This is a genomic window from Tateyamaria sp., assembly GCF_039945315.1.
Lineage (GTDB): Bacteria > Pseudomonadota > Alphaproteobacteria > Rhodobacterales > Rhodobacteraceae > Tateyamaria.
The window spans coordinates 106,706-120,513 of sequence record NZ_JBDUXB010000055.1 but is presented as its reverse complement, the minus strand read 5'-3'; the positions used below and the strand labels follow the sequence as shown (position 1 = coordinate 120,513).

The following is a 13,808-nucleotide window of genomic DNA, read 5'->3' as shown; positions in this document are numbered from 1 at the left end:
GCCGCGACGCAAACCGCCGCCACCTTGATACCACCTTGCCTCATCGTCCTGTCCCGTTTCGGGTTTATTGTTGTTGAGGTGGGCGCGGTTGCGAATGATCCGGTCCGCGCCTCATGTCTTTCTGGAGTGCTCGATATTGTTTTTGTTGTCTTGCCCAGTGATAATTTCGTTTTTGTTCTGACTGTTAGCCAACGGCAGTGTTGACCGAGATGTCCTCGTCCATAATAAGGGTGCCTTCGGTGCCAAGGGAATAAACATCGTATGTCTGGCTATCGATACTGGTCGATCCGGTGCGCGTGGCGCCTGCGATGGTCACGGTATCATCCGCGCCTCCGTGGACTGTCAGCGTGTTCGTGGCATCCGACAGACCCAGCAACTGCGCCTCTGTTATGGTCAGGTTCGCCTCTTCAGCGAATTGCAACTCCACCGCCTCGACCTGGTAACCGCCCAAGGACGGGTTCGAAAGATCCACGGCTGTGTTCGCGCTTTCGTCGTCCAGCACCACATAGGTGCCGCTGGTGTTTCCAGCGGTGTCGGTCGAATTGACGATCAGGTGCGAGCCATCAGGTACGTTGGAAGCGAACTGGAAGTTCGTCTCGCCCAGCACGTCAATCTCAACCTGGGTGGCCGTCACGTCGTCGACTACGCCGTTTGCGTTGACTTGAGCAACGCTCAGATCGCCATCACTTTGCTCGGTTGAGATGCCGCGAATGCCGTCGCCGTCCCGTGTATAACTTGCGATGACCGGGCCATTGGGCGCTTCGGTGTCGATGGCCAGCGTATAGCTAATCGCATCGGTATTGCCCACCGAATCAGTGGCCATCACCGTGATGTCCGCATCATACGTGCCGCTGGGAATGGCCGATGGTGGTATTGTCAGGGACCACGTCCCATCCGCATCCACGACTGCTGCCAGTACACTGCCGTTGAAATCCACCATCACGGTTGATCCCGCTTCGACCTGCCCGCCGAGGTCAATGCCACTGCGTGCTTCCGCCCCATAAATCACATCGTCAGATGTCACCGAGTCCTGAATGTCCAACTGGTTCACCAACGTATCGACCCGCACCGTGTCACTGACTGAGGCGATGTTGCCTGCCAGATCGGTTGCGGTCACGCTCACATCTGTGACGTATTCACCCAATGGGATTTGTGCGGGCGTGAACGGCGCCTGCCAGTTGCCTTGCGTGTCCACGGCAGCCTGCACCGTGTGTGCGCCCATGGTCACGAATACGGTTGATCCGGGTTCTGTTGTTCCGGTCAAAACGACACCGTCGGCCCGCTCGGACTCTGAGATGACATTGTCACCCTCAATCACATCTGCGGCGAGGGACAGGTTATCCAACTGAGTGTCTACCTGCACCGTATCGCTGACCGTTGCAGTATTGCCCGCGGCGTCCGTAGTGGTCGCGGTGATTTGCGCCTGATAGGTGCCTTGTGGGATTTCAGCCGCTGAATAATCCGCCTGCCAGACCCCGGCTGCGTTCGCCACAGCCTGATGGGTGACACCGTTCATGGTCACGCTGACCACGGTGCCGGGATCAGCGTTGCCTGACAGGATGACGCCGTCGTTGGCTTCAATCCCGTTAATGATGTCGTCGCCCTCAATCGGGCTGTGAATGGTCAGCACGCTTGCCTCGGTGTCGATGTCGAAAGCCTGATTGATGCTGCGCGTGTTTCCTGCAGCATCGGTCGCGGTCGCGGTCGCGATGACTTGGGTGGAATAGGTGCCTTGGGCAATGGAGTCGCTGGAGAAATTTGCAGTCCAAGTGCCATCAGTTGCTACGACAGCAGATGTTGAGGTTGCTCCCATCGTCACAAGAACAGTCGATCCCGGCTCAGTGATGCCGGTGACGATAAGACCAGAGGCCGCTTCAGCCGCATTGATCACTCCGTCTTCCCCACCTGAGGTCGAAGTGAATTCAAGCGTGTTGACCAGCGTGTCCACATTGACTGTGCCGCTCGCGGTCGAGGTGTTCCCTGCCGCATCGGTCGCCGTGGCGGACACATCCACCTGCGTTTCACCTGAGGAGATGTCGGAAGGATCATATGTCGTGGTCCAGTTGCCCGAACCATCCACCGTCGCATCCTGCGTCACGCCATTGAAGGTCACCTCAACAGTTGATTCAGGCTGCGCCGTACCGGTTACAGCGACGCCATCCGCTACCTCAGCCGCGTTGATCGTGCCGTCACCTTCGACGGTGGTTGTGGTCATGTTCAACTCGGCGACAGTATCGACGACAAGCATATCGGAGACCGTGGTTGTGTTGCCAAAGGAGTCCGCAGCGACAATCGTCACGTCGGACGCGTATTCGCCCTCGGCCAACGTACCAGCCTGCCATGTGGCTGTCCACGTTCCTGCGTCCGAAACCGTGGCTGTCCGTGTCACACCCGCAATCGTAATCTCAAGTGCGGCACCCGCCTCGCCGGTGCCGGTCAACGTAACGCCACTCGCCAACTCAGTGGCGTTTACAATGTGACCTGTGCTTTCCACACCCGTTCCAAAGGCAACATCCGGTCCAGTTGTGTCGATGACAAAAACTGGGCCTTCCAATGTGGTCTCGCCGCCACTTGCGTGTGTGAACAGCACGGATGTGACCGCTGTGCCATCAATAGGGAATGTGCTCCCTTCATAGGTTACGGACCACGTGCCATCATCTGCGATCGTTGTCGTCTGAATTGATCCGCCAGCATCCACTTCGACGGTGTCGCCGGGCTCGCCCGAACCAGAAACAACAAAAATATGCGCCGTTATATCGTCTCCACCAAGTTCGGTAGATGTGCCCGCCTCATCGACTGTTGGATTGGCAGGCTGGCTGGCTGCACCGCCTCCGCTGCCACCACCACCGCCACCGCCACTGCCGGAAAGCAGCGCCGCGCCGCCGCCAAGACCACCAATCCCACCCAACAGGGCGGCACCCAACATCGAAACGCCTTCTTCATCCGCTGCGGCAGCACCTGCCACTTCGGTTCGGCCAAGGTAGATAAGGTCGTCAGACGGGCTCCATTTGCCCCACTGTTCTGTCGGTCCGTATTGCGCATAAAGCGCGCCATTCGCGGATTCGACAAAGACAACTTCGTTCAGGTACCCATCGGCCGAGATGAACAACCTGTTGGCCGGACCGGCATCATTGAAATAGTTCTCAAGCGTGATCGTACGCCCGTCGACAAGGGTTAGGATCAGATCCTCGCCACTGCGCTGCTGACTGGCGAAGTCAATTTGCCTTAGGTTGAGGGAAACTTCCTCTGCCCACTGGACAGGACAACGCTCGCGTCCTGATCCACGGGGACAGTGCCACGCTGCAAAGAGCCCGCGCCATCACGGACGACAAAATCAATCGCTTTCACACCAATACTACTCTCGCCGCTGGCCGCTTTTTGCGGTCCATTGTTTTACACCGCCGCCCGCTTTATTTGCGGTGCTGTCAACCTGTTGTGGGCAGAACCATAACGGAATCCCGAATCAAGGGATAGAGTCTTTTTGTCGTCCAAACACAATTTGGGGCGTGCAAGAGTAAATATTGTAGGGCGCAGGACTCTTCTGCGCCGCGCAGCACAGGGAAAAGCGCATGGAATTGACCGATAACATCCTGTCCTTGTGGAAAGCTGGCGTTCAGGCCGTGCGAGGCGACGTGGCTGTCGCACGTGCGATTGAAGACGGGCTTGTGCCAAGACCCGACCGTATCATTGCTGTTGGCAAGGCGGCAGTCGCGATGGCAAAACCTGCGTGCGAAAAGTGGCCGGATGCCCCCTGTCTTATCGTGACCAAATACGACCATGCCGCAGATGCCCCGACCAGAGCAACCGTGTTGGAGGCAGCGCACCCGGTCCCGGATGCCGCTTCGATCACAGCCGGGCGTGCCTTGCAGGAAGCCGTTTCCGATTGTGACCCCGACACGCATTTGTTGATGCTGGTATCGGGCGGGGCGTCTGCGTTGGCCGAAGTGCCCAGCGAAGGGCTGAGCCTGACCGACCTTATGGACAGCACCAACGCTTTGCTTGCATCCGGCGCGACCATTGCAGAGATGAACGCCCACCGCACCGCGCGATCTCAAATCAAGGGCGGCAAACTGCTGGCAGGATTTGGGGGCGCGCGCGTGACTACACTGGCCTTATCCGATGTTGAGGGCGACGCGCTGGCAACGATCGGGTCCGGCATCGCAGACGCCCCGTCCGACCCTCCCTTTGCCTTTCACCCCCACATTGTCGCCAGCAACACCATCGCCCGCGATGCGGTCGCCGCAGCCAGTGCCTTGCCCATAACCGCAAATGCCGAAACGCTGTATGGCGACGTCGCGGATCTGGTTCCAAAGTTGAGTGCCCAGATACATGCGGCGCCGTCTGGCGTTGTGATCATCGGCGGCGAGCCGGTGGTGATCCTGCCCCCCAACCCCGGCAAGGGCGGACGCAACATGGCGCTTGCCTTGCATCTGGCACGAGAGATTGCAGGCACGGAAGGGTTGCGCATTTTGGTGGCTGGCACGGACGGAACGGACGGGCCAACGGATGCCGCAGGCGCACTGGTTGACGATCAGACATGGGAGGAGAGCGGTGCGGACGCTTTGGCCCGTGCCGATGCCTATTCGTGGCTCGAGGCGCGAGGGGCTCTGGTCAAGAGTGGCCCTACAGGCACCAACGTCGCCGACCTGCTGGTTGCCATCAAAGACTAAACAGCGGCTTGACAGCGCTTCATAGCGACGAAACCGTGCGCGCATGAAAAACACTCTGCGCGAGATTGAAGAGCACCCCGACTTTGGCATCACGATGCCCGACGGCATCCGCCTGTCAGTGCGCATGTGGCGACCTGTTGATGCGATGGACGATCCGGTGCCGGTGATCCTTGAACACCTGCCCTACCGCAAACGTGACGGCACCTGCGCGCGCGATGCGTTGACCCATCCTTATTTCGCTGCCCGCGGTTATGCTTGTCTGCGGGTGGACATGCGCGGCAATGGCGACAGCCACGGGCTGATGGAAGATGAATATACCCAACGGGAATTGGATGATGCTGTCGCGGTGATCGAATGGGTTGCCGCGCAACCATGGTGCAATGGCCGCGTTGGAATGATGGGCATCAGTTGGGGCGGGTTCAATTCCCTCCAAGTGGCAGCGATGGCCCCCGAGGCGCTGAAAGCTGTCATCACGCTTTGTTCGACCGTGGATCGTTTCAACGATGACATTCATTATAAAGGCGGCTGCCTGCTTAACGAAAATCTTGGCTGGGGCGCAACGATGTGGAGCTATTCCTCGCGTGCACCGGACCCTGCCTTGCGCCCGGATTGGCGCGAGATGTGGTTGGAGCGGTTGGAGAATGAACCGTTCCTGCCGTCCGTCTGGCTGCGCCATCAAAGCCGCGATGCGTACTGGAAACACGGTTCGGTCATCGAGTCCTACGACGCTATGAAGGCGAAAGTCCTTGCCGTCGGCGGTTGGGGCGATGCCTATAAAAACGCGGTGCCACAACTGGTGGCCGCCCTGCCCGGAGCCAAGGGGGTCATCGGGCCTTGGGTGCACAAGTACCCACATTTTGCTGTACCTGAACCGCGCATCGGCTTTCTGCAAGAGGCGCTCAGATGGTGGGACAAGTGGCTCAAGGACATCGACACAGGCGTCGAAAATGATCCCGACCTGCGCACCTATTTGATGGACGGCGTGCGCCCCGCCACATGGTACACAGAGCGTTCCGGTCGATGGCTGGCGGATGCGCAAAGTGAGGTTCGAAAATGGCACCTGACCGACGGCGGTCTTAGCGACGCGCCCGGACCGCTCAAACAGACTGTCGCCTCTCCACAAGACACCGGGAGTGATGCGGGCGAGTACTGTGCAATCTGGTTGGGCCCTGAAATGCCAGGCGATCAGAGGCGCGATGATGCGCGAGGTCTGTCCTTTGACACAGGACCATTGAAAGCTGACCTTTCCGTCACGGGCGCACCACTTGTGCGCCTTACTCTTTCTTCTGACCAACCTGTGGCGCAGTTGGCGGTTCGACTTGTCCATGTGCACCCGGATGGTGCTGCAACGCGGATCACCTACGGCGTGCTTAACCTCGCACGTTACCTTGGACGTCCATTGGTGCCGGGACAGAGCGAAGAGATTGAAATCGCTCTGGACCACATTGCGTACACAGTGCCCGCAGGCCACTGTCTGCGTGTTGCAATTTCCACAGCCTATTGGCCCCTCATCTGGCCAAGCCCGGCACGCGCAACTCTTCAACTGCATGGCGGGGCATTGGAGGTTCAAGGGTTGAGCACAGCAGGCGATTGGACCTTTCCGCCGCCGGATGCCGCCCCCCCATGGGACACCGAAGAACTGCGGGCCGAAAACCACGTCCGCAGACAGGAAACCGACATGGTCACTGGCGTCACCAGCCTCGTGATCGAGGATGATTTCGGCAAAGTCCGAGATTGCGACCACGGCCTGATCGCAGGATCAATCGCGCGCGAGCAGTGGGACATCCACCCTGACGATCCTCTTTCGGCGCGCGGCAAATGTCACTGGACGGACGAATTGGAACGCGACGGTATCGCCCTTCGCACCGAAACATCCTGCGAAATGTGGTCTGATGCGACCTATTTTCACCTCAACGCGACCCTTGAGGCCTTCGAAAATGACTCCCCCATTTATCACCGAACCGTGAGCGACAAAATCAGGCGCGACCTGTTATAAAACCCCACCACTCACGCAAAGGTTGTGGCACGTCAGAAAATGGCATTAACCCTTGCGAGGCGGCAGCAAATGCTTAACCTTTGAGACACAAAGCCAACTACCGCGCAAAAGACGCGGAGATAATCCAACCGGGAGACTTAAATGTCAAAAGAACTAGAGAAGCTGTCCGCACGCGTGACAGCAGGTGCAATGACGCGTCGTGAATTTATGAGCCGTGCAGCGGCTCTGGGTGTGAGCGCCGCAGTGGCTTCGACCCTGCTTGCCGATGCGGCACGCGCTGACACGCCCGTCGCTGGCGGCACCTTCAAGATGGGTGTGCAGGGCGGTGAATCTACCAACAGCCAAGACCCCGCAAGCTGGGCCTCGGACGTGCCGATCGCCGGTGGTCAACTTTGGGGCGAAGGCCTTGTCGAAGTCGAAGCCGACGGGTCGCTTAGCGGTCTGGTCGCTGAAAGCTGGGAAGGCTCAGCTGACGCCAAAACATGGCGCTTCAAGGTCCGTCAGGGCATCACATTCTCCAACGGTCAGGCTGTAACATCCGAAGATGTCATGCAGACCATGGCGCGCCACTCCAATGAGGATTCCAAGTCCGGTGCTTTGGGCATCGTGCAGGGCATCGAAAGCATGCGCACCGATGGTGACGTGTTCGAGGTCACCCTTGCAGTTGGCAACGCTGACCTGCCCTACCTGATGGCCGACTACCACCTGATGATCCAGCCAAATGGCGGATTTGACGACCCAACGGCTGCCATCGGTACCGGCGCGTACATCCTGCAAAGCGACGAGCCTGGCGTACGCATGGTTGCCACACGCAACCCCAACTACTGGGGTGGAGATCAGAGTGTCACGGCCCACTATGACGAAGTCGAAGTCATCGTTCTGAACGATGCAACAGCGCGTACTGCTGCCTTGCAATCGGGCCAAGTCGACACGATTAACCGGGTCGAGCCTAAGATCGCCGCTCTTCTGGACCGCGCTCCAACCATCGACGTTCTGTCCACTCCGGGCCGCGGTCACTATGTGTTCATCGCGCATATCGACACAGCGCCGTTTGACAACAACGACCTGCGGCTTGCATTGAAATACGCTCTGAACCGTGAAGAAATGGTCGAAAAGATCCTGCAAGGGTATGGTGCAATCGGGAACGACATTCCGATCAACGCGGCCTATCCGCTGTTTGATGAAACCATCCCACAGCGTGCGTTTGATCTGGAAAAAGCAGCCGCGCACTACAAGAAGTCCGGCCATGATGGCTCGCCCATCATCCTACGTACAGCAGATGGCGCGTTCCCTGGTGCGGTCGATGCGGCCGCTCTGTTCCAGCAATCGGCACAAGCCGCCGGTATCCCGCTGGAAATCAAGCGTGAGCCCAACGATGGTTACTGGTCTGAAGTCTGGAACGTGCAGCCATTCTGCTGTTCCTATTGGGGCGGTCGCCCGGTGCAGGATCAGATGTACACAACTGCATATCTGTCCAGCGCAGACTGGAACGACACCCGTTGGAAGCGCCCAGAATTCGACGAGATGTTGCTTGCAGCACGCGCCGAATTGGACGAAGCCAAGCGCAAGGAAATCTACTCCAAGATGGGCCGTATGCTCAACGAAGAGGGTGGCTTGATGGTGCCAATGTTCAACGACTTCGTGGACGCGGTATCGACAAGCGTCAAAGGTTGGGAGAGCGATCCCAACGGGCCACAGATGAACTGGTATGCCTTCAAAAAGACCTGGAAGGCATAAAAGCACATTTGTCGGGCGGCTCCACACGGTGCCGCCCGATTGCTTTTCAAATACACCATGACTTCCAGCACTGACCTGACAGACCAACCCACTCTGCGCTCCGCAGAAAACACACGTGGTTGCTCCTTGATTGGGGCAGAACCAGTCGGCGCCTTTCAAAACGCGCTTGGCCATCTGGATCATTCCCCCGTGGAACCAACCATCCGGGTCCACCTCGCATTCAAAGCAGCACAGGTTTGAGCATATGCACCCCATTCTGAAACTTGTCGCGGAAAGGCTTGGCATAGGGCTTTTGCTCTTGCTTGCAGCCTCCGCCCTGATCTTCGGGTTAACCGAAGTCTTGCCCGGTGACGCCGCACAGGCGATCCTCGGTCAGGCCGCCACCCCGGAAAGCCTCGCCAACCTGCGCGCCGAGATGGGACTGGATCGCCCTGCCTTCACCCGCTATTTCGAATGGCTGGGCGGGATCATGACCGGTGACATGGGCGTCGCCCTCACGAACAAACTGCCGATCGGCGATCAAGTCGCGTCGCGCATGTCCAACACGCTGTTTCTGGCCTTCTGGGCCGCAATCATCTCAGTGCCGCTGGCGTTGGTCTTGGGCCTGATCGCCGTGCGCTATCAAAATCGCTGGCCGGACAAGATCATCTCGGGGATTACCCTCGCCTCGATCTCCCTGCCCGAGTTCATGATCGCCTACCTGCTGATCTTCTTCTTTGCGGTCCAGTTGTTCTGGGCCCCCTCTTTTGCGTCTATCAACGACAGCATGACGCTGCTGGAACAACTGCACGCGATCTCGCTGCCGGTGGCAGTGCTAACGCTAGTGGTCCTGGCACACATGATGCGGATGACACGGGCCGCGATCCTCAACGTGATGCAATCGGCCTATATCGAAACGGCTGAACTCAAAGGGCTCAACACCTTTGCGGTTATCCGGAAACACGCGTTCCCCAACGCCATCGCGCCCATCGTGAACGTGGTGATGATCAACCTCGCCTACCTTGTGGTTGGCGTGGTCGTCGTCGAAGTGGTGTTCGCCTATCCGGGCATGGGCCAATACCTCGTGGACGCCGTGGTGAAACGCGATGTGCCAGTTGTCCTAGCCTGCGGCGTAATCTTTGCCGCCGTCTATATCATCCTCAACATTGTCGCTGACGTGGTGTCCATTCTGGCCAACCCACGCCTGCGGCACCCGAAGTGAACGGAGAGCAACGATGTTCAAAAACATACCCCTCTCCGCCGCCATCGGGCTCATCATCACCGGGACGTATTTTCTGGCGGCGATCTTTGCTGACCTCATCGCTCCTTACGGCATGGCCGAAGCCGTGGGCGATGTGTGGGAACCCTCCTCTGCCGAACACTGGCTTGGCACGGATCAGATCGGGCGTGACCTGTTGACCCGCATGATCTACGGCGGTCAAACCACCATCCTGATTGCCACACTGGCTACGATCCTCAGCTTTGTCACAGGCTCGGTTCTTGGCTTCATCGCGGCTGTATCAGGAGGATGGATCGACCAGATCATGAGCCGCCTCGTTGACCTTTTCATGTCGATCCCCTCGCTCATCCTTGCGCTTGTGATCCTCAGCTCGATTGAGGCCACGGTGGTCACGCTTGTGGTCATTATGGGGCTTCTGGACAGCACGCGGGTCTACCGATTGTCCCGCGCCGTAGCTGTGGACATCTCGGTAATGGATTATGTAGAAGCAGCGCGCCTGCGTGGCGAAAAACTCTCGTGGATCATTTTCCGCGAGATCCTGCCCAACGCACTCTCGCCCCTCGTAGCTGAGATGGGCCTGCGATTCATCTTCATGGTGCTCTTCATCTCAACGCTTTCGTTCCTCGGGATCGGCGTCCAACCGCCGCTGGCTGACTGGGGCGGCATCGTGAAAGAGAACAAGGAAGGGATCAACTTCGGCATCGGTGCCGCACTCTACCCAGCAGTGGCCATTGCCACACTGGCCATTAGTGTGAACCTGATCGCCGACTGGATCCTGAACCGCACCACGTCATTGAAGGGGGGCCGCGGCTGATGCGCGCCCTTCGTTTCTTCTGATCAAAAACACCACGGGGGTCCGGCGGCAGAGCCACCGGAAGTAACCAGATATGACAGAATCTCTCTTAGAAGTCCGCGGTCTCAAAATAGGGGCGACTGTCTATCCGCCGGGCGAAAAGCCCCACGACATTGAAATCGTGCACGGTGTCGATTTTGATGTGGAGCCGGGCAAAGTGCTTGGGTTGATCGGAGAATCCGGAGCCGGCAAGTCCACGATCGGACTTGCAGCCATGGCCTATGGGCGCGGCGGCGTGGAACTTACCGGTGGCTCGGTCACGGTCAACGGGCGCGACGTGCTACAATCTTCGACCCGCGATGTGCGCCGCCTCAGGGGCGCCGAGGTGACTTATGTCAGCCAATCGGCAGCCGCGTCTTTCAATCCAGCCAAACAGATCATGGAGCAGGTGATCGAAGCGGCAGTGCTTCATGGCAAATTTAGCAAATCAGATGCCGAACAAAGGGCCCGCGAACTGTTCGCCAAACTCGGCCTGCCCGATCCTGACAACATCGGGAACCGCTATCCCCACCAAGTCTCCGGCGGCCAATTGCAGCGCTGTATGACGGCGCTGGCGCTGTGTCCTGAGCCCGACCTTGTGGTGTTTGATGAACCCACAACCGCGCTTGACGTGACCACACAGATCGACGTTTTGAAGGCGATCAAGGACGCGATCCGAGACACCGGCGTCGCCGCACTCTACATCACCCACGACCTCGCCGTTGTGGCGCAAGTCAGCGACCACATCATGGTGCTGCGGATGGGTAACATGGTCGAATACGGCACCACCGATCAGATCATAAACAATCCCAAAGAGGGCTACACCAAAGCACTGGTTTCAGTCCGCTCGATCGAGCATGAGGAAAAGCAACCAACCGAGCCTGTCCTGCGCGTTGAGAATATCACCGCCCGTTACAAGGGGACAAATTTCGACGTGCTTCACAATGTCAACGTCGATCTCAGCCCGGGCCAGACCCTTGCCGTTGTTGGGGAATCTGGATCAGGCAAGTCGACGCTTGCGCGTGTGATCACCGGGTTGCTGCCTCCGCGTGACGGGACCATCACTTTCGCGGGACGCAAACTGACACCCGATCAACCAAGCCGCACGATCGAAGATCTGCGCGAGCTTCAGATGATCTACCAAATGGCGGACACGGCAATGAACCCGCGCCAAACGGTAGGCACAATCATCGGGCGTCCCTTGGAATTCTACTTTGGCCTCAAGGGGGCTGAGAAACAGAAACGTATCCAGGAATTGTTGGATGAGATCGAGCTTGGGAAGGGTTTTCAGGATCGATATCCGGCCGAACTTTCAGGGGGGCAAAAGCAGCGTGTCTGCATTGCTCGCGCCTTGGCGGCCAAGCCCAAGCTGATTATCTGCGATGAAGTCACATCTGCGCTTGATCCTCTGGTCGCAGACGGCATCCTGAAACTGTTGCTTGAGCTCCAGAAGATTGAGGATGTGGCCTACCTCTTCATCACCCACGATCTGGCGACGGTTCGGGCTATCGCAGACAGTATTGCAGTTATGTATCAAGGCCGCGTTCAGCGATATGGGACCAAGTCCGAGGTTCTCACCCCGCCCTTTGATGACTACACTGATCTGCTGCTCAGTTCGGTGCCGGAAATGAAGCTGGGCTGGCTTGAAGATGTGATTGCCAACCGGAAAATGGAAAGCGCAGGGAATTGAGTGTCCCATGCTGGGACACGCCAGCACCTTCTAAAAATCAATAGGTTACAGAAGCGGCTTAGTCTTTTGACAGTCTCCGGATCGGTCGACGAGTCGGGATGCTTAGAAACAGGGGGGCGGATGTCGCCCCCCTGTTTTCATCCAAAGAATTTGAGTGCCACGACAAAAATCCATCGTATGCCCAAGATCACGCATGGCGGTAAACCGCTGCGCAAGCTTAGGTGGACGTTGGGAGGCAAGACATTAATAATGTGACCAAAGGTGCAACGCGACACGCGTCCGCCCCTTTGGTGATTTGCTTTGGTCACGCTGGGTCATTGGAAAGGGAACATCGCTGTGGGGAATGACGAGACAAATATTGAGGGCCGCTTGCATGGGGAACAGTTCGAACCTGAGCAGCCTGACACGATGCTGCTGAGACTTGTTTACATGCTGCTTATCGCGGTGATGATTTCAGTTGCGCAGACAGTGCTGGGCATTGCGACGGTCGTTCAGTTTGTCATCATGCTTGTGAACAACAAACAGCCCAATGAGCGGTTGGCAGAGTTTGGAACAGACCTTGGGATATGGGTTGCCAAGGCGGCGCGCTATCAAACCGCTGCGAGCAATGTCAAACCTTGGCCGTGGACGGAACTGGATTGAAGCGTTTGGCAGGTCGGTGCGGGCATAAGATGCCGACCTTTTGTGCACCCTGCCGATCAAACCTTCAGAGAATCCCGGAAGCTGCGCTAAGGTCCGAAGACACGGATTGGAGACCTATGTTGCTGCGCATTGTTTTTGCATTCCTGCTCTTGTCTACGTCGCTGCATGCGCAGCAGGCCGGACCTTTCGCCAGCTTTGTCGGAGCCAGCGCACCGGTGCTCAACGACCCGCACGACCTTGCCTTTGGGCCTGACGGGAACCTTTACATCGCGGACAAGTTTGCCAATCGCGTTGCCATCATGGACCCCGATACCCTTGAGATCATCGGGAGCATTGGCGATGGCGCGCTGTTCGGCGCACATGACGTTTCATTTGGTCCGGACGGCAAGATGTATGTCGCCGCGACCGGATTGAGTGCGGTTGCCGTGTTTGATCTGAGCGGCGAAGAGCCAACCAGCGAAGGCATGCTTGGCCCGTTTCCCAGAACCGAAGGTGTGCTCGCCCATTCCAATGGCCGCTTATATGTCATGGCCTCGGGCAGTGGAGAATTGGTGTCGGTTCAGTACGAACAAATTCTTGGGGTCGTTGGCGGAATGCCTGGCGCGCATGACGTGACAGAAGCGCCGGACGGGACGATCTGGGTCGCTGACAACTTTCAACAGCAACTGATCCAATTTACAACGGAGCTGGTGGAAATTCGCACCCTGCGCGGTCCTCAATATGGTTTTGTCGGGCCGCGCTATCTGGATGTGGACCCGGACGGTCAACTTTTCGTTGCGGATCAGGATGCGCATCGCGTTTTGAAAATTGACCCGCTCAGTAGCGAGGTATTGGGCGTCATCGGAACTGGCCTACCCGGTCAGGGGCCAAATCTGTTGGACGATCCCGAAGGTGTCGTGATCCGTGGGTCGGAATACTTCTTTGCCGACAGCGACAACAACCGCATTGTCAAATACGTCGTGGCCCTCAACTAGGTTGGTGGGCTTTGGTCCCGGTCAAGTTCGCGCGGGGGGCAGGCCGAA

9 protein-coding genes and 1 pseudogene are annotated in these 13,808 nt (G+C 58.0%); 8 read left to right on the top strand and 2 right to left on the bottom strand.

Annotated features, from left to right (window positions below):
- Window positions 1-184: 184 nt before the first annotated feature.
- Together ABJD00_RS18505 and ABJD00_RS18500 are read right to left on the bottom strand one after the other, a co-directional pair.
- Entirely contained in the window at window positions 185-2,926 is a 2,742-nt protein-coding gene (locus tag ABJD00_RS18505; protein WP_413832032.1) for a beta strand repeat-containing protein, read from the bottom strand.
- Between the two features lie 147 nt (window positions 2,927-3,073).
- A pseudogene (locus ABJD00_RS18500) lies at window positions 3,074-3,229 on the bottom strand (BapA/Bap/LapF family prefix-like domain-containing protein); the annotation flags it as partial.
- Between the two features lie 340 nt (window positions 3,230-3,569).
- Between ABJD00_RS18500 and ABJD00_RS18495 the strand changes: the two are divergent.
- The 8 genes from ABJD00_RS18495 (at window position 3,570) to ABJD00_RS18460 (ending at window position 13,760) form a co-directional block, all read left to right on the top strand.
- Window positions 3,570-4,670 (top strand): glycerate kinase type-2 family protein, encoded by a 1,101-nt coding sequence (locus ABJD00_RS18495; protein WP_413831787.1) that lies wholly within the window; start codon window positions 3,570-3,572, stop codon window positions 4,668-4,670.
- 43 nt (window positions 4,671-4,713) lie between these two features.
- Window positions 4,714-6,666 (top strand): CocE/NonD family hydrolase, encoded by a 1,953-nt coding sequence (locus ABJD00_RS18490; protein ID WP_413831785.1) that lies wholly within the window; start codon window positions 4,714-4,716, stop codon window positions 6,664-6,666.
- A 141-nt stretch (window positions 6,667-6,807) separates the two neighbouring features.
- Entirely contained in the window at window positions 6,808-8,403 is a 1,596-nt protein-coding gene (locus tag ABJD00_RS18485; protein ID WP_413831783.1) for an ABC transporter substrate-binding protein, read from the top strand.
- 244 nt (window positions 8,404-8,647) lie between these two features.
- Complete coding sequence (locus ABJD00_RS18480) at window positions 8,648-9,604, top strand: ABC transporter permease (protein WP_413831781.1); 957 nt, start codon at window positions 8,648-8,650, stop codon at window positions 9,602-9,604.
- 13 nt (window positions 9,605-9,617) lie between these two features.
- The gene (locus ABJD00_RS18475) at window positions 9,618-10,436 is read left to right on the top strand and encodes an ABC transporter permease (RefSeq protein ID WP_413831779.1); all 819 of its coding nucleotides are present in this window, start codon (window positions 9,618-9,620) and stop codon (window positions 10,434-10,436) included.
- Between the two features lie 73 nt (window positions 10,437-10,509).
- Complete coding sequence (locus ABJD00_RS18470) at window positions 10,510-12,144, top strand: ABC transporter ATP-binding protein (protein ID WP_413831777.1); 1,635 nt, start codon at window positions 10,510-10,512, stop codon at window positions 12,142-12,144.
- Window positions 12,145-12,480: 336 nt separating this feature from the next.
- A complete protein-coding gene (locus ABJD00_RS18465) occupies window positions 12,481-12,786 on the top strand; it encodes a DUF4389 domain-containing protein (protein ID WP_108837158.1) in 306 nt (101 codons plus the stop codon).
- A 116-nt stretch (window positions 12,787-12,902) separates the two neighbouring features.
- A complete protein-coding gene (locus ABJD00_RS18460; RefSeq protein ID WP_413831775.1) occupies window positions 12,903-13,760 on the top strand; it encodes an NHL repeat-containing protein in 858 nt (285 codons plus the stop codon).
- The last annotated feature ends 48 nt before the right edge of the window (window positions 13,761-13,808 follow it).